This window comes from Streptomyces sp. NPDC093071 (genome assembly GCF_044754545.1).
Lineage (GTDB): Bacteria > Actinomycetota > Actinomycetes > Streptomycetales > Streptomycetaceae > Streptomyces.
Map to the genome: position 1 here is coordinate 28784 of NZ_JBIVPH010000006.1, position 16053 is coordinate 44836.

Consider the following 16053-nt stretch of genomic DNA (forward strand, 5'->3'; position numbering starts at 1 on the left):
ACATGACTCTTAAGGAGGCGGGCGTGAGCCTCGCGAACATCCTCGAACCCCTGCAACAGCCGCTCTTCACCCTCCTGGGCACCCCGGTCAGCTGGACCGAGGTCCTGGGATTCGGCAGCGGAGCGCTCTGCGTCTGGCTCGTCGCCCGCCAGCACCTCGCCAACTGGCCCGTCGGCATCGCCAACAACCTCTTCTTCGTCCTGCTCTTCACCCAGGCCGGGCTCTACGCCGACGCCGGCCTCCAGATCGTCTTCATCGCCCTCGCCGCGTACGGCTGGTGGACCTGGACCCACGGGGGTGGCCCGGGCTCCGACGTCCTCCCGGTGCGCCGCACCACGCGCACCGAGTGGACGTGGCTGATCGCGGCGGGGGCGGTGGGGACCCTCGCCCTCACCCTGCTGCTCGACCGCGCCACCGACTCGACCGTCCCCTTCTGGGACGCCCTGACGACCGCGCTCTCCCTCATGGCGACCTACGGCCAGTGCCGCAAGCGCCTGGAGTCCTGGTGGCTCTGGATCGCCGCCGACGTCGTCTACGTGCCGCTGTACGCGCACAAGGGCCTGTACCTGACCTCCCTGCTGTACGTCGGCTTCATGACGCTCTGCGTCCTCGGCCTGCGCGGCTGGACCCGGGACCTCGCGGGGACCCGGCGACCGGTGGAGGCGGCGGCGTGACGCACGACGACCCCGGCACCCGGGAGCGGAAGCGCTACGGCCACGGCCTCGTCCTCGGCAAGTTCTATCCGCCGCACGCCGGCCACCACCACCTCGTCCGCACCGCCCTCGCCCGCTGCGACCGCCTCACCGTGCTCGTCTGCGCCGCCTCCGTCGAGTCCGTGCCCCTGGAGGAGCGCGTCGCCTGGATGCGCGAGGTCCACCCCGAGGCCCTGGTCGTCGGCGCCGTCGACGACCACCCCGTCGACCTCCGCGACCCCGACGTGTGGGAGGCCCACATGCGGGTCTTCCGGGCCGCCGTGCCCGAGCGCGTCGACGCCGTCTTCACCTCGGAGCCGTACGGCGAGGAGCTCGGCCGCCGCTTCGGCGCGGACTCCGTCCTCGTCGACCCCGACCGCGTCCGCTTCCCCGTCTCCGGCACCGCCGTCCGCGCGGACCCCGCCGGCTGCTGGGACCACCTGGAGGCCCCCGTGCGGGCCGCGCTCACCCGCCGGGTCGTCGTCCTCGGCGCCGAGTCCACCGGCACCACCACCCTGGCCCTCGCACTCGCCGGCCACTACCGGCGGCGCGGCGGCGTCTGGGCCCGCACCCGGTACGTACCGGAGTACGGGCGCGAGTACAGCGAGCTCAAGCTCGCCGAACTGCGGGCCGAGCGCCCCGGAGCCACCTGGTCCGACGTCGCCTTCCGCTCCTCCGACTTCCCCGTCATCGCCCAGCGCCAGGCCGAGCTGGAGGAGGAGGCCGCCCGGGACGGCTCGCCCGTCCTGATCTGCGACACCGACGCCTTCGCCACCACCATCTGGCACGAGCGGTACATGGCCACCACCAGCGCCGACACCGGCGAGATCGCCGCCCGGGGCCGCCAGCACCTCTGGCTGCTCACCGACCACCGGGGCGTCGACTTCGAGGACGACGGACTGCGCGACGGGGAGCACCTGCGGCCCTGGATGACCGCCCGCTTCCTCACCCAGCTCGCCCACTCCGGCCGCCGCACGGTCGTGCTCACCGGACCCCACGAGGAACGGCTCGCCACCGCCGTCGCCGCCGTGGACGCGCTGCTCGCCGAGGGCCCGGGCCTCACCGACCCCCTGCCGGAGCGCCGATGACCGCCCACCGGGCCCCCGAGGGCTACGACCCGCACGCCTTCGAGCCGTTCGCCGTCACCGTCGACCTCGCCGTCCTCACGATCCGCGAGGAACGCCTCCACGTCCTGCTCGTCGAGCGCGCCCGGGAGCCGTACGCCGGGTCCTGGGCGCTGCCCGGCGGCTTCGTGCTGCCCCGCGAGTCCGCCGAGACCGCCGCCCGCCGCGAACTCGCCGAGGAGACCGGCCTCTCCGGCGCCACCGTCGCCGGACTCCACCTCGAACAGCTCCGCACCTACACCGAGCCGGACCGCGACCCGAGGATGCGGGTCGTCTCCGTCGCCTTCACCGCGCTCGTCCCCGACCCGCCCGAACCGCGCGGCGGCGGGGACGCGGCCCAGGCGCGGTGGATCCCGTACGGGACGCACGGGCCGCTCGCCTTCGACCACGACCGGATCCTCGCCGACGCCCACGAACGGGTCGGCGCCAAACTCGAGTACACCTGCCTCGCCACCGCCTTCTGCCCGCCCGAGTTCACCCTCGGCGAGCTGCGGCAGGTCTACGAGACGGTCTGGGGCGTCGAGCTCGACCGCCCCAACTTCCGGCGCAAGGTCCTCGCCACGCCCGGCTTCGTCCGGGCCGTGGAAGGGCCGCCGCGCCTCACCGGCGGACGGGGGAAACCGGCCGCCCTCTACCGGGCGGGCGGGGCCACGGCCCTCCACCCGCCCCTCCTGCGACCGGAAGGACGCTCCTCGTGAACCACGCACGCACCGCCGTCAAGCGGGCCGCGACCGGATCCCTGATCGGACTCGCGCTCGGCGACGCGCTGGGCTTCCCCACCGAGTTCAACGACGTGCCCTCGATCCTCGCCAAGTGCGGGCCCTGGCGGGAGATGGAACTCCCCATCAGGAACGGGAAGGCGTACGTCACCGACGACACCCAGATGGCCCTCGCCTTCGCCCGGGGCATCCGCACGGCCATGGACCGGGGCGTCCTCGCCCCGAGGCGCCTCGCCCGGCCGGTGCGCGAGGAGTTCGTCGACTGGTACCGGTCGCCGGAGAACAACCGCGCCCCCGGCCGCACCTGCATGGTCGCCTGCCAACTGCTGACGACCGACGTGCCCTGGCAGAACGCCAGCCAGATCCACTCCAAGGGCTGCGGCGCCAACATGCGGGTCACCCCCATCGGCCTCGTTCCCGGTCTGAGCGACGAGCAGCGGGCGGGCGCCGCGCAGCTCCAGTCGGCGCTGACCCACGGCCACCCCACCGCGCTCGCCGCCTCCGACCTGACCGCCCGCGCCGTGCACCTGCTCGCGGGGGGCGTGGACCCGGCCGGACTCGTCGGACAGCTCCGCTCGTACGCGTACGAGAACCGCTCCCGTTACCACGAGGAGTGGCTCGGGGACCTGTGGACCCGCTCCCAGGACCCCTCCGCCCGGCACTTCACCGAGCGCGGCTGGGACGAGTGCCTGGCGGTCCTGGAGCGCCTGGACGCCGTCCAGCGCACGGCCGACCCGGAGCTCGACCCCTGCACGTACACCGGCGACGGCTGGATCGCGGAGGAGGCCCTGGCGACCGGGCTGCTCTGCTTCCTGCTCTTCCCCGGCGAGCCCCTCACCGCCCTGCGCCGAGCCGCCTGCACCCGGGGCGACTCCGACTCGATCGCCGCCCTCGCGGGCGCCTTCGCCGGGGCCCACCTCGGCGCGGACGCCTGGCCGGCGGAGTGGGCGGACCGCGTCGAGTACCGGAGCGACCTCGTCGCCCTCGGCGTCCTCTGGGACGCTTGAGCCATGACGCTCGCCCTCGATCCCTCGCAGCTCGACCCCTCCCGGGGCACGGACCTGTCCGCCGTCGTGGCGGAGCAGCCCGACCCGCTCCTCTTCGCCACCGTCTCCGGCGCGCACCTGTACGGGTTCCCGTCCCGCGACTCGGACGTGGACCTGCGCGGCGCGCACCTGCTGCCGGCCGAGGCGCTGGTCGGGCTGCGCGAACCGGAGGAGACCCGGAGCCGGATGTGGGACCACGACGGGGTCGAGATGGACCTCGTCACCCACGACCTGCGGAAGTTCGCCCGCCTGATGCTGCGCCGCAACGGCTACGTCCTGGAGCAGCTCACCTCCCCGCTGGTGGCGCACACCTCCGACGTCCACGCCGAACTGGTCGCGCTCGTCCCCGGGGTGCTCACCCACCACCACGCGCACCACTACCGGGGCTTCGCCGGGACGCAGTGGCGGCTGTACGAGAAGAGCGGCGAGCTCAAGCCCCTGCTCTACACCTACCGGGCCCTGCTCACCGGCATCCACCTGATGCGGGCGGGCGAGGTGCAGGCCCATCTGCCGACCCTGGTGGAGGAGGTCCCCGAGGCCCCCGCCCGGATCCCCGGCCTCGTCGCCGCCAAGGCGGCGGCCGAGCACGGGCGGGCCGAGGTGGACCCCGAGGCCGTACGGGCCGAGACGGAGGCCCTGCACGCGGTCCTGGACGAGGCCCGCGCGGCCTCCCGGCTCCCCGAGCAGGCCCGCGCCCACGACGCCCTGCACGACCTCGTCGTACGGGCCCGGCTACAGCTCCCGCAGGGCTGACGCGCGGCGGGCGCGGGCCAGGAAGTCCTCCACGCGCGCGTGGTCCGGTTCGAGGGGCAGCGGGGAGGCGTCGTGGGCCCGGTCGGCCTCCTCCTGGAGGCGGTTCATCCAGGACTCGACCTCCGGCCAGGACAGCTCGCCGCGCTTGACCGCGAGCAGCCGGTCGCGGTCCTCGCCGACGCCGACGCTCAGCTCGCCCGTGCGCAGCAGGTCCCGGCAGCTCCCCAGGAGCCGCAGCAGGTGCATGGCGTGCTTCCAGCGCGGCTGCCCGTACTGGCGGACGTCCGCGTCCAGCTTGCGGCGCTGCCCGCCCGCGTATCGCACGAACGTTTGATGCGCCCGCCGGGAGAGAAAGGCGCCGCGCAGGGAGACCAGCTCCCGGCCGAGGTCGTCGGCGTACTCGACCACGGGGGAGTGGAGGCACTCCAGGACGTTCGGGTTGTTGCGCAGGGCCAGCTCGCAGAAGCGTTCCAGCTCCCAGCTGAACTGCTCCTCGCGCGGGCCCTCCACGTGCGCCGGGGGCTTGTCGAAGCGCCAGAAGAGCGGCGTCGGGGCGAGGTAGACGCCCCGCACGTCCGTGTCGCTGCCCTCGGTCGCCAGACCGAAGGCGCGCGAGCCCATCACACAGGAGTAGATCGTGTGCTCGCGCACCAGCTCGTCCGGAGTCATGCCGGGCAGATTACGCGAGGCTGATCGTTTCGCCCGAGACGGTGATCCGCTCGGCCGGGAGCGGGCGGGTGGCCGGGCCCGTCACCACCGAGCCGTCCGTGACGCGGAACTTCGAGGCGTGGCAGGGGCAGTCGATGGTGCCGTCCGCGACCTTGTTCACCAGACAGCCCTGGTGGGTGCAGACCGCCGAGAACGCCTTGAACTCGCCGGCCGTCGGCTGCGTCACCACCACCTTCTCGTCCCGGAAGACCGTGCCGCCGCCGACCGGGATGTCGGAGGTCCTGGCCAGCGCCTCGCCGTCGCCCTCCGGGGGCTCGGCGGAGTCCGTCCCCTCCGGTGTCCCGGGGGTGTCCGTGACCGCGTCGCCCTCCTCCCCGCCGTCACCGCCGTCCGAGCCGCAGCCGGTCGTCGTCAGGGCCGCGGCGGCGAACAGGACGGTGCGGCGGCTCGTGCTCCAGGACGTCATGGCGCCAGCTTGGCCACGGCACCGGCGCCGGGTCCCGCGACACGCCTGCGTCCGTACTCCGGGTGGCGGAGCGCCCCGGTTCGCGTGACATTGACCCTGGTCCGTACCGGACGGAAACGGTCGAAAAGCGAAAGGAAGGCGGAACCATGGCGGGAAACGACCTCGGCAGTCTCCTCGGCGGTCTCCTGGGAGGGAGCGGCCAGGGCGGCAGCGGCGGCGCCGGAGGCATCCTCGGCTCCCTGATCGGCGCCCTCGCCGGAGGTCAGACGGGCCAGGGCGCCCAGAGCGGCGCGGCGGGCGCAGCGGGCGCGGGCGGCGCGGCGGCGGGCGCGGCCGGGAGCCCGCTCGGCGGCCTCCTCGACCTGCTCACCAGGTCCGGCCTCCTCGACCAGGCCCAGTCCTGGATCGGCACCGGCGAGAACAAGTCCGTCAGCGGCGCCCAGATCGCCCAGGCACTCCCCGACGACACCCTCCGGAAGGTCGCCGACGACGCCGGCGTCAGCACCGAGGAGGCCGCCGACCGGATCGCCCGGTCGCTGCCGCAGGCCGTCGACAAGCTCACCCCCGACGGATCGCTGCCCCAGGGGGACTCCCTGGAGGACATCATCCGGCAGCAGAGGCTCTGATCCTCTTCACGTGCCCGCCCCCCCCGTCTCGGAGGGCGGGCACCGTGCTCCCGGCCCCCCGCCGCTGACTAGGCTGAACGGCAGCACTGACGCAGGCGAAGGAGCACGACGTGGCGGTACGAGCGGTCCGAGGCGCCGTCCAGCTGGACCGGGACGAGGCCGGGCACATGCGCGAGCGGGTCGAGGAGCTGCTCGCCGCCGTCCTCGAACGCAACGACCTCACCACCGAGGACCTCATCAGCATCTGGTTCACGGCCACGCCCGATCTGCACAGCGACTTCCCCGCCGCCGCGGCCCGGCACATCGGGATCGTCGACGTCCCCCTGATCTGCGCCCAGGAACTCGACGTCGAGGGCGCCATGCCCCGGGTCGTCCGGCTCCTTGCCCACGTCGACACCGAGCTGCCCAAGTCCCGGATCGCGCACGTCTACCTCGGCGCCGCGGCCGCCCTGCGCAAGGACATCGCCCAGTGAGAACAGCGCTCGTCATCGGAACCGGGCTGATCGGCACCTCCGCCGCCCTCGCCCTCGCCGGCCGGGGCGTCACCGTCCACCTGCGCGACCACGACCCGGCCCGCGCCCGCACCGCCGCCGCGCTCGGCGCCGGCACCGACGAGGCGCCCGAAGGACCCGTGGACCTCGCCGTCGTCGCCGTACCCCCCGCGCACGTCGCCCCCACCCTCGCCGCGGCCATGGCGGCCGGCCTCGCCCGCGGCTACCTGGACGTCGCCAGCGTCAAGGGCGGCCCGAAGCGCGAGCTGGAGGCCCTCGGCCTCGACCTCACCGCGTACATCGGCACCCACCCGATGTCCGGCAAGGAGCGCTCGGGCCCGCTCGCCGCCACCGCCGACCTCTTCGAGGGCCGCCCCTGGGTCCTCACCCCCACCCGGGACACCGACACCGAGGTCCTCAACCTCGCCCTGGAGCTGGTCGCCCTCTGCCGGGCCGTCCCCGTCGTCATGGACGCCGACGCCCACGACCGGGCCGTCGCCCTGGTCTCCCACACCCCGCAGCTGGTGTCCTCCATGGTCGCCGCCCGCCTGGAGGAGGCCGACGAGTCGGCCGTGCGCCTCTGCGGGCAGGGCATCCGCGACGTCACCCGGATCGCCGCCTCCGACCCCCGCATGTGGGTCGAGATCCTCTCCGCCAACCCCGGGCCCGTCGCCGACGTCCTCTCCGGCGTCGCCGCCGACCTCGACGAGACCGTCCGCGCCCTGCGCTCCCTCCAGTCCGCCGACGAGGACGAGCGCAAGGACGGCGCCACCGGCGTCGAGGACGTCCTGCGGCGCGGCAACGCCGGCCGCTCCCGCGTCCCCGGCAAGCACGGCGCCGCCCCCGCCGCCTACGAGACCGTCGCCGTCCTCATCAGCGACCGGCCCGGCGAGCTGGCCCGGATCTTCGCCGACGCGGGCCGCGCGGGCGTCAACATCGAGGACGTCCGCATCGAGCACGCCACCGGCCAGCAGGCCGGCCTGGTCCAGCTCATGGTGGAGCCCTCGGCGGCCCCGGCCCTCGGCGCGGCCCTCCAGGAACGCGGCTGGGCCCTCCGTACGGGCTGACGCGGCCCGCCCCCGCGCGGCCGCGCACGGGCTGGGCCGAACGGGTGCGTGGGACTCGGTAACCTTGGGGGAGCCCGTCGCGACTCCGCCGGGTCCTGCCACCCCACCCCAGGAAGGTGTTCCCACCGTGGAATCCGTGATCGTCGCCATCGACGGGCCGTCCGGCACGGGCAAGTCGAGCACCTCGAAGGCGGTCGCCGCCAAGCTGGGGCTGAGCTACCTCGACACCGGCGCCCAGTACCGGGCGATCACCTGGTGGATGATCAGCAACGGCGTGGACGTCTCCGACGCCGGGGCCGTCGCCGCCGTCGCCGACAAGCCGGTGATCGTCTCCGGCACCGACCCGTCCCGGCCCACCATCACCGTGGACGGCGCCGACGCCTCCGGCCCCATCCGCACCGAAGAGGTCACCTCCAAGGTCAGCGCCGTCAGCGCCGTCCCCGAGGTCCGCGCGCTCATCACCGAGCTCCAGCGGACCATCGCCCGGGGCGCCGCCCACGGCATCGTCGTCGAGGGCCGGGACATCGGCACCACCGTCCTGCCCGACGCCGACCTCAAGATCTTCCTCACCGCCTCGCCCGAGGCCCGCGCCGCCCGCCGCTCCGGCGAGCTCAAGGGCGCCGACGTACAGGCCACCCGGGAAGCCCTGGTCAAGCGGGACGCGGCCGACTCCAGCCGCAAGACCTCCCCGCTCGCCAAGGCCGACGACGCCGTCGAGGTCGACACCACCGACCTCACGCTCGACCAGGTGATCGAGTGCGTCGTCACCCTGGTGGACGAGAAGCGGGCGGCCGTCAGGTGACCGTGCCCTCCGCGAAGGGCGCCGCCGTCGGCCGGGGCATCGGCATCGGGCTGATGTACGGGCTGTGGAAGCCGCGCGTCCTCGGCGCCTGGCGGGTGCCGGCCTCCGGCCCCGTCATCCTCGCCGTCAACCACGCGCACAACATCGACGGCCCCATGCTCATGGGCACCGCCCCGCGCCCCGTGCACTTCCTCATCAAGAAGGAGGCGTTCGTCGGCCCGCTCGGCGGCTTCCTGGAGGGCATCGGGCAGCTCAAGGTGGACCGGGACAGCACCGACCGCACCGCCATAGCCCATGCCCTGGGCGTCCTGGAGCAGGGCGGCGTCCTCGGGATCTTCCCCGAGGGCACCCGGGGCGAGGGCGACTTCGCCTCGCTGCGCGCGGGCCTCGCGTACTTCGCGGTCCGCGCCGGCGCGCCGATCGTCCCGGTCGCCGTCCTGGGCAGCACCGACCGCCGGGGACGGCTGGTCAAGGCCCTGCCCCCGCTGCGCGGCCGCGTCGACGTCGTCTTCGGCGACGCCTTCGAGGCGGGCGACGGCAGCGGCCGGCGCACCCGCAAGGCGCTGGACGAGGCCACCGTACGGATCCAGGGCCGGCTCACCGCCCACCTGGAAAACGCCAGGCGCCTCACCGGGCGCTGAGCGAGACTCTCAGTAGTGGAACCCGTCGACCGGGAACCACCGACCACGAATGATCGAGGAACGGACTTCATGAACGACCAGCACGACCACGGGGCACTTGGCGACGCCGAGTACGCGGAGTTCATGGAGCTCGCCGCGGAAGAGGGCTTCGACGCGGAGGAGATCGAGGGCGCGATCGAGGAGGCCGGGCACGGCCCGCTCCCCGTCCTCGCCGTCGTCGGCCGCCCGAACGTCGGCAAGTCCACCCTGGTGAACCGCATCATCGGCCGCCGCGAGGCCGTCGTCGAGGACAAGCCGGGCGTCACCCGCGACCGCGTCACCTACGAGGCCGAATGGGCCGGCCGCCGCTTCAAGGTCGTCGACACCGGCGGCTGGGAGCAGGACGTCCTCGGCATCGACGCCTCCGTCGCCGCCCAGGCCGAATTCGCCATCGAGGCCGCCGACGCCTGCCTCTTCGTCGTGGACGCCACCGTCGGCGCCACCGACACCGACGAGGCCGTCGTCAAGCTGCTCCGCCGCGCCGGGAAGCCGGTCGTCCTCGCCGCAAACAAGGTCGACGGCCAGTCCGGCGAGGCCGACGCGGCCATGCTGTGGTCCCTGGGCCTCGGCGAGCCGTTCCCCGTCTCCTCGCTGCACGGCCGCGGCACCGGCGACCTCCTGGACGAGGTCCTGAAGAAGCTGCCCGAGGCCCCCGCGCAGCGCTTCGGCAACGCCGTCGGCGGCCCGCGCCGCATCGCCCTCATCGGCCGCCCGAACGTCGGCAAGTCCTCCCTGCTCAACAAGGTGGCGGGCGAGGACCGGGTCGTCGTCAACGAGCTGGCCGGCACCACCCGCGACCCGGTCGACGAGCTGATCGAGCTCGGCGGCGTGACGTGGAAGTTCGTCGACACCGCCGGCATCCGCAAGAAGGTCCACCTCCAGGAGGGCGCGGACTACTACGCCTCCCTGCGGACCGCGGCCGCCGTCGAGAAGGCGGAGGTGGCCGTCATCCTCATCGACACCACCGACAACATCTCGGTCCAGGACCAGCGCATCATCACGATGGCGGTCGAGTCGGGCCGCGCCATCGTCATCGCCTACAACAAGTGGGACGAGCTGGACGAGGAGCGCCGCTACTACCTGGAGCGCGAGATCGAGACCGAGATGCAGCAGGTCTCCTGGGCGCCCCGGGTCAACGTCTCCGCCAAGACCGGCCGCCACATGGAGAAGCTGGTCCCGGCCATCGAGACCGCCCTCGCCGGCTGGGAGACCCGCGTCCCCACCGGCCGGCTGAACGCCTTCCTCGGCGAGATCGTCGCCGCCCACCCGCACCCGATCCGCGGCGGCAAGCAGCCCCGCATCCTCTTCGGCACGCAGGCGGGCACCAAGCCGCCCCGGTTCGTCCTCTTCGCCTCGGGCTTCCTGGAGGCCGGCTACCGCCGCTTCATCGAGCGCCGCCTCCGCGAGGAGTTCGGCTTCGAGGGCACCCCGATCCACATCTCGGTGCGGGTGCGCGAGAAGCGCGGCCGCAAGAAGTAGCACCGCGCGCCGACGGCGCCGCGACACGGCCGAGGGGCCGGTACCCGCTACGGGTACCGGCCCCTCGGCCGTTCGGTCCTACAGCCCCCTGCGGGGTCCCGGCGGCAGCGCCGGCCGGGGGGTCTGCGGGGGAGGCGGCGACGGCGCCTGGGCCGACCACGGCGCGGGGGGCGCCGCGTGCCGCCGCCCCTGTCCCGACCCGCCCGCGCCCAGCGTCGTGCCGAAGGCCCGGAAGGCCAGTCCCTCCTCGCCGCTGCGATCGCCCGGCAAGGTGCGGAACGACCTGCGGTACTCCGAGTACAGGGCGTCGTAGATCGGCGTGGGCGAAGGGCCCGCCGCGACGTCCGACGCGGGGCGCATGGAGGGGATCTGACTCGGATGCGGCTGGAGGAAAGGGTCGTATGGGTGCACGTAGGTGCCAACGACCCCGCCGCCCGTCGGATGCGGGCGGCTCTCCGAATGGGACGCCCGCCGGGGGCGCGGCACGGTGCGGGCCACCGGTCCCGGCGTCCCCCGCTCCGCCGGCACTCCGGCGACCCGCACCCACCCCGAGCCCGGCCGCGGGCCCTCGCTCACGTGCCGGCCAGCGGCATCGCGGCGGCCACCAGGCGCCCGTTCGCGGCGGCCTTCTCCAGGGCGTCGCGCAGCAGGTCCTCGCGCGGCTGCTGGCCGATCGAGCCCACGGGGGCGGCGAAGACCAGGACCGTGTGCGACTTGTTGGCCGCCGCGCGCCAGCCCTCGGTGACCTGGAGCGGCTGGTGCGCCTGCCACCAGGCGGCCTGCCCGGCGCCGCCGGGACCCGGCTGGAGCACCGAGTGCAGCTGGCCCATGGCGACCAGGACCGACCAGCCCGGCAGCGTCACCGGCCGCGTGTCGAGGTCCACGACCTGCTGGAAGCCCTGCTCGGCCAGGAGCGGCAGGAACTCGTCGACGAGGCCGTCCGAGCCCGGGCGGGCCACCGGGGCGGTCGGCTCCACCACCAGGGCCGGGTGCAGCTCGCCCTGGATCAGGACGAGTCCGCTGGTGACCCCGAGGACGGCCTGCTCGGGGTGGGAGGCGGAGAGCGCGTCGGCGGCGTCCGAGGCCGTGATGGAGGCGACGGCGCCCTGGAGCTGCTCCTCCGCGACCCGGACGACCTGCGACGGGATGCAGCTGGCGTGGGCGAACGCGAGGATCGCCGTCTCCTCGCCGACGAACAGCACCGTGCTGGTGCGCTCCTGCTCGGAGTCCCCCGGCGTGCGGCAGGAGGTGCAGTCGTAGCTGCCCGGGGCGTTGTCGCCGTCGAGCAGCCGGTCGGCTTCTTCGTCGCCGATCTCGGCGCGTACGTCCTCGCTGACGTCGAGCATGCGCGGCACGGGGGGCTCCCTGGACTCGGTACGGGCGGACGCCGGGCCGTTCCCGGTCGTCTCATGCCGAGTTCAACGGGTCAGGCTCGGCCGGGGTCACGCGCGGATGCGGGGCAAGTTGCCGCCGGGGCCCGGGGCGGGCGGGTGCCGCCGACCGGGTGGGGTGTCGGTGGAGTCCCGCGCGGCACGGGCCGGGGGTGCCGGGAGGCTGCCTAGCCTGCGTCGATGTCGAAGATCAGATTTTGGACGGCCGGTTCCCTCGCGGCGGCCGCGCTCCTCACCCTGGCGCCGACCCCCGCCCAGGCCCAGACGCAGACGCGGGCCCAGACACAGACGCAGACACGGGCGCAGGCCGCCACCACGACCCGTACGGCCGCCGCCTCCGTGCCCGCGTACGCCTGCGCCAAGGACCAGTGGCCGTGGGGCTGCGTCGCCGAGTGCGAGAGCAGCGGGCGCTGGCACGTCAACACCGGCAACGGGTTCTACGGCGGGCTCCAGTTCTGGCAGCCGACCTGGGTCGAGCACGGCGGCCTCGCGTACGCCCCGCGCGCCGACCTGGCGACCCGCGCGCAGCAGATCAAGGTCGCGGAGGAGGTGCTGCGCACCCAGGGGTGGGGCGCCTGGCCCGTCTGCTCCAAGCGGTACGGGCTGAGCGGTCGCGTCCACACCGTGCAGCCCGGCGACACCCTCAGCTCGATCGCCCGCCGCTTCGGGATCAAGGGCGGCTGGCAGGCGCTGTACACGGCGAACCGGAGCCTGATCGGGGCCGATCCGAACCGGGTCGCCGTCGGCACCATGCTGCGCATCGCCCCGCTCTGACGAGCCCGCTCTGACGGGCCCGTTCGGCCGGGCGCCGGGAACCTCCGGCGTCCACCGCCCGGCCGCCCGTGAGCGCCGCCGCCTCCCCGGCAAGTACAGTCGGGCGACCGATCAACTGACCGGGGGGAACCGGCAGCGCGATGCGTATCTCCTTTCTGCTCCACAACGGCTACCACTACGGCGGCACGATCCGCACGACCTTCACGCTCGCCGAGGAACTGGCGGAGCGTCACGAGGTCGAGATCGTGTCGGTGTTCCGCCACCGCGACCGTCCGCTGCTCGGCCTGCCCGGCGGGGTGACCCTGCGTCATCTGGTCGACCTGCGGAAGGAGAGCCCCAGGTACGACGGGGAGCACCCCGACTTCCACCGCCCCGCCCGGGTCTTCCCGCGCGGCGACGGCCGCTGGAAGCAGTACAGCGCGCTCACCGACGCCCGGATCGGGGAGCACCTGCGCGGGGTGGAGACCGACGTCCTCGTCGCCACCCGCCCCGGGCTCAACGTCCACCTCGCCCGGCAGGCCCGGCGCGGGCCGGTCCTGATCGGCCAGGAGCACCTGACCCTGGAGGGCCACAGCCGCCGGCTGCGCCGGGACATCCGCCACGAGTACGCGCTCCTCGACGCCGTCACCACGGTCACCGAGGCCGACGCCCGCGACTACCGGAGGCTGGGGTTGTCCGGCGTACGGATCGAGGGCGTGCCCAACAGCGTGCCCGCGCCCTCGGTGCCGCCGGCCGACCCGGCGGCGAAGACGGTCGTCGCGGCGGGCCGGCTGACCCGGGTCAAGCGGTACGACGTGCTGATCGACGCCTTCGCGCGGGTGGCCGGGGACCATCCCGACTGGAAGCTGCGGATCTACGGCTCCGGGGATGCCGTCCAGGACCTCAGGGCGCCGCTCGCCCGGCGGATCGAGGAGCGGGGCCTCGGTGAGCAGGCCTTCCTCATGGGGTCGGTCACCCCGCTGGAGCCGGAGTGGGTCAAGGGCTCGATCGCCGCCGTGACCTCCCAGCGGGAGTCCTTCGGGATGACGATCGTGGAGGCGATGCGCTGCGGCCTCCCGGTGGTCTCCACCGACTGCCCGAACGGGCCGCGCGAGATCATCGAGGACGGGGTCGACGGGCGGCTCGTGCCGGTCGACGACGTGGCGGCGTTCGCGGGGGCGCTGCGGGAGCTGATCGAGGACGACGAGCTGCGGGCGAAGACGGCCCGGGCGGCCCTCACCGCCTCCGAGCGCTTCGACCCCGCCCGCATCGCCGCCCGGCACGAACAGCTCTGGACGGAACTCTTCACCCGGGGCGCGGGCCGCCGCACCCACTCCCCGACCCGAACGGCCCTCCACCGCCTCGTGGGCCGCGCCGTCGACGCCGTCTACACCGAGAAGGCGAGAGCGGGCCGCCTGCTCCGCCGCTTCCGCTGACCTGCGGGGCCTGGCCCCGGCCCGGCCGGGGGGTCCGGCGCGCGCCGGGGGCCGTCTCCGGCGCGGCCGGGAGAGCCGGGCGCGTGTAAGGACCCTCTCTACCGAGGCGGAGACGACCCGGCCCGGCCCGGAGGCCCGGCGTGCGTCGAGGACGGTCTCCGGCCCGGCCCGGCCGGAAGGGCCGGGAGAGTTCAGCGTGCGTCGAGGAGCGTTTCCGGCCCGGTCGGGATAACCCGGCGCGCGTTGAAGCCCGCCTCCGCCCCCCGGAAAGGCCCAGGCCGCCCAGAGAGCCCTCCCGGCGGCCCGGCCGGAAGCGGGCGGTTCGGATTGCGGACCGTGGCTGTCCGCGACGGGTGGCAGACTCGGCGCATGTTGGAGACCTCCGCACGGCTGCTGCGTCTGCTCTCGCTGCTCCAGGCCCACCGCGAATGGTCCGGTGCCGATCTCGCCGACCGGCTCGGCGTCACCCCGCGCACCGTGCGGCGGGACGTCGACCGGCTGCGGGAGCTCGGGTATCCCGTGCACGCCAGCCCGGGCACCGGCGGCGGCTACCAGCTCGGGGCCGGGGCCGAGCTGCCGCCGCTGCTCCTCGACGACGAGGAGGCCGTGGCGGTCGCGGTCGGTCTGCGCGCCGCCGCCGGGCAGGGCGTCGAGGGGATCGGCGAGAGCTCCGTACGCGCCCTGGCCAAGCTGGAGCAGGTCCTGCCGGGCCGGCTGCGGCGGCGGGTCGGGGCGCTGAACGCCTTCACGGTGCCCCTGCTGCGCCCGCCGGGCGAGCGGGTCGACCCGGAGGTCCTCACCGACATCGCCCACGCCTGCCGGGACGGCGAGCGGCTCCGCTTCGCCTACCGGGACCACGGCGGCTCGGCCACCCGCAGGAGCGTGGAGCCGCACCGCCTGGTCTGCACCGAGCGGCGCTGGTACCTGGTCGCCTGGGACCTGGACCGGGCCGACTGGCGCACGTTCCGGGTCGACCGGATCGAGCCCACTCCGCCGCACGGCCCCCGCTTCCCGCCCCGCGAACCGCCCGCCGAGGACCTGGCCGCCTACGTGGCGAAGGGCGTGTCCAGCGGCGCCTACGCGACGGAGGCGACCGTCCGGCTGCTCGTGCCGCTCGCCGTGGCCGCCCCGGCCGTCGGCCCGATGGACGGCGTCCTGGAGGCCGAGGGCGACGCGTCCTGCCTGCTGCGGACGGGGGCGCACGGCCTCGACGTCCTGCTGATCCACGTGGCGATGCTGGGCTTCGACTTCGAGGTGGTCGAGCCGCCGGAGCTCACCGACCGGGTCCGGGACCTCAGGGACCGGCTGTCCCGCACTCTCGACCGGACGGACTCCTGACGCGTGCGCCCGGGTGTCCGGACGGCGTAAGCATTCTGTAAGGAAACCGTGAGCGCCCCGCGCGGGCACCGCCGGAACAATTCGGGAACTCCGCCCGGCGAGAGGGAATGGCCCACCTTCCGCCGGGCCTTCCCCTCCCCGTACGAGAAGGGCCGGACGTTCCCCGGAAATCGCCGGAGAAACCGTGGAGAAGTGGCGGGTAACCGCCCTTCCGGGTGACACGGAGCACAGCAAACTCATGTCGAGAACTTGTGACACAAGCGTGACCGGCAAGGGACTAACGTGAGGCTCATGGCACCCACATCGCGCACTCCCGAACCGCCCCGCGACGCTCCCGAGTCCTATGTGGGCCTCGGCGCGGAAGGCGCCGAGCAGCTCGCAAGGACCCGGGGCTGGAGCGTCGTCCGCACCCTGCCGCCCGGCTCGATCATCACCATGGAGTACCTCTCCGGGCGCATCAACTTCGAGGTCCAGGACGGCACCGTCACCCGCTGCTGGCTGGGCTGACGCCCGGCCCGGCA

Annotated in this window: 19 protein-coding genes; 15 read left to right on the forward strand and 4 right to left on the reverse strand. The window is 74.3% G+C overall.

The window, feature by feature from the left end; translation table 11 throughout:
* Nucleotides 1-23 precede the first annotated feature (23 nt).
* The 5 genes from pnuC to ACIQD7_RS22960 are packed head-to-tail and all read left to right on the forward strand — an operon-like array spanning nt 24 to nt 4334.
* Nucleotides 24-674 (forward strand): nicotinamide riboside transporter PnuC, encoded by a 651-nt coding sequence (gene pnuC, locus ACIQD7_RS22940; RefSeq protein ID WP_402443844.1) that lies wholly within the window; start codon nt 24-26, stop codon nt 672-674.
* A complete protein-coding gene (locus ACIQD7_RS22945; RefSeq protein WP_402443846.1) occupies nt 671-1780 on the forward strand; it encodes an AAA family ATPase in 1110 nt (369 codons plus the stop codon). The genes pnuC and ACIQD7_RS22945 overlap by 4 nt, the downstream gene beginning before the upstream one ends.
* Complete coding sequence (locus tag ACIQD7_RS22950; protein WP_121831856.1) at nt 1777-2514, forward strand: NUDIX domain-containing protein; 738 nt, start codon at nt 1777-1779, stop codon at nt 2512-2514. Before ACIQD7_RS22945 ends, ACIQD7_RS22950 begins: the two co-directional genes overlap by 4 nt.
* A complete protein-coding gene (locus ACIQD7_RS22955) occupies nt 2511-3542 on the forward strand; it encodes an ADP-ribosylglycohydrolase family protein (RefSeq protein WP_402443848.1) in 1032 nt (343 codons plus the stop codon). The genes ACIQD7_RS22950 and ACIQD7_RS22955 overlap by 4 nt, the downstream gene beginning before the upstream one ends.
* Before the next feature lie 3 nt (nt 3543-3545).
* Nucleotides 3546-4334: a DNA polymerase beta superfamily protein gene (locus ACIQD7_RS22960; RefSeq protein ID WP_402443850.1), complete on the forward strand. Its 789-nt coding sequence runs from the start codon at nt 3546-3548 to the stop codon at nt 4332-4334.
* On the opposite strand, the gene ACIQD7_RS22965 is transcribed toward ACIQD7_RS22960, so the two are convergent.
* A complete protein-coding gene (locus ACIQD7_RS22965) occupies nt 4314-5003 on the reverse strand; it encodes a DNA polymerase beta superfamily protein (RefSeq protein WP_402443852.1) in 690 nt (229 codons plus the stop codon). The two genes, ACIQD7_RS22960 and ACIQD7_RS22965, sit on opposite strands and share 21 nt — an antisense overlap.
* Before the next feature lie 10 nt (nt 5004-5013).
* Nucleotides 5014-5469 (reverse strand): Rieske (2Fe-2S) protein, encoded by a 456-nt coding sequence (locus ACIQD7_RS22970; RefSeq protein ID WP_402443854.1) that lies wholly within the window; start codon nt 5467-5469, stop codon nt 5014-5016.
* Between the two features lie 146 nt (nt 5470-5615).
* On the opposite strand from ACIQD7_RS22970, the gene ACIQD7_RS22975 reads away from it, so the two are divergent.
* The 6 genes from ACIQD7_RS22975 (at nt 5616) to der (ending at nt 10614) form a co-directional block, all read left to right on the forward strand.
* Nucleotides 5616-6095 carry a YidB family protein gene (locus ACIQD7_RS22975; RefSeq protein ID WP_402443856.1) on the forward strand — a complete coding sequence of 160 codons (480 nt, stop codon included), beginning with the start codon at nt 5616-5618 and terminating at the stop codon, nt 6093-6095.
* Between the two features lie 110 nt (nt 6096-6205).
* The gene (aroH, locus tag ACIQD7_RS22980) at nt 6206-6568 is read left to right on the forward strand and encodes a chorismate mutase (protein ID WP_402443858.1); all 363 of its coding nucleotides are present in this window, start codon (nt 6206-6208) and stop codon (nt 6566-6568) included.
* Entirely contained in the window at nt 6565-7653 is a 1089-nt protein-coding gene (locus tag ACIQD7_RS22985) for a prephenate dehydrogenase (protein WP_161374885.1), read from the forward strand. The genes aroH and ACIQD7_RS22985 overlap by 4 nt, the downstream gene beginning before the upstream one ends.
* Before the next feature lie 136 nt (nt 7654-7789).
* Complete coding sequence (gene cmk / locus ACIQD7_RS22990) at nt 7790-8455, forward strand: (d)CMP kinase (protein ID WP_402444197.1); 666 nt, start codon at nt 7790-7792, stop codon at nt 8453-8455.
* Nucleotides 8452-9096, forward strand: coding sequence for a lysophospholipid acyltransferase family protein (locus ACIQD7_RS22995; protein ID WP_205613901.1), 645 nt, complete (start codon nt 8452-8454; stop codon nt 9094-9096). The genes cmk and ACIQD7_RS22995 overlap by 4 nt, the downstream gene beginning before the upstream one ends.
* Before the next feature lie 69 nt (nt 9097-9165).
* The gene (der, locus tag ACIQD7_RS23000; protein ID WP_121831873.1) at nt 9166-10614 is read left to right on the forward strand and encodes a ribosome biogenesis GTPase Der; all 1449 of its coding nucleotides are present in this window, start codon (nt 9166-9168) and stop codon (nt 10612-10614) included.
* Between the two features lie 78 nt (nt 10615-10692).
* Here der and ACIQD7_RS23005 read toward each other — a convergent pair whose 3' ends face one another.
* Nucleotides 10693-10974 (reverse strand): hypothetical protein, encoded by a 282-nt coding sequence (locus tag ACIQD7_RS23005; protein ID WP_202528885.1) that lies wholly within the window; start codon nt 10972-10974, stop codon nt 10693-10695.
* A gap of 212 nt (nt 10975-11186) precedes the next feature.
* Complete coding sequence (locus ACIQD7_RS23010) at nt 11187-11969, reverse strand: hypothetical protein (protein WP_402443860.1); 783 nt, start codon at nt 11967-11969, stop codon at nt 11187-11189.
* A gap of 216 nt (nt 11970-12185) precedes the next feature.
* On the opposite strand from ACIQD7_RS23010, the gene ACIQD7_RS23015 reads away from it, so the two are divergent.
* The 4 genes from ACIQD7_RS23015 to ACIQD7_RS23030 all read left to right on the forward strand — a co-directional run bounded on the left by ACIQD7_RS23015 (nt 12186) and on the right by ACIQD7_RS23030 (nt 16039).
* On the forward strand, nt 12186-12779 hold the full coding sequence (locus tag ACIQD7_RS23015) for a transglycosylase family protein (protein WP_402443862.1): 594 nt from the start codon (nt 12186-12188) through the stop codon (nt 12777-12779).
* 140 nt (nt 12780-12919) lie between these two features.
* Entirely contained in the window at nt 12920-14194 is a 1275-nt protein-coding gene (locus ACIQD7_RS23020) for a glycosyltransferase family 4 protein (protein ID WP_402443864.1), read from the forward strand.
* 369 nt (nt 14195-14563) lie between these two features.
* Nucleotides 14564-15532 carry a helix-turn-helix transcriptional regulator gene (locus ACIQD7_RS23025; RefSeq protein WP_402443866.1) on the forward strand — a complete coding sequence of 323 codons (969 nt, stop codon included), beginning with the start codon at nt 14564-14566 and terminating at the stop codon, nt 15530-15532.
* A gap of 291 nt (nt 15533-15823) precedes the next feature.
* Nucleotides 15824-16039, forward strand: coding sequence for an I78 family peptidase inhibitor (locus ACIQD7_RS23030; RefSeq protein ID WP_121831881.1), 216 nt, complete (start codon nt 15824-15826; stop codon nt 16037-16039).
* Nucleotides 16040-16053 lie beyond the last annotated feature (14 nt).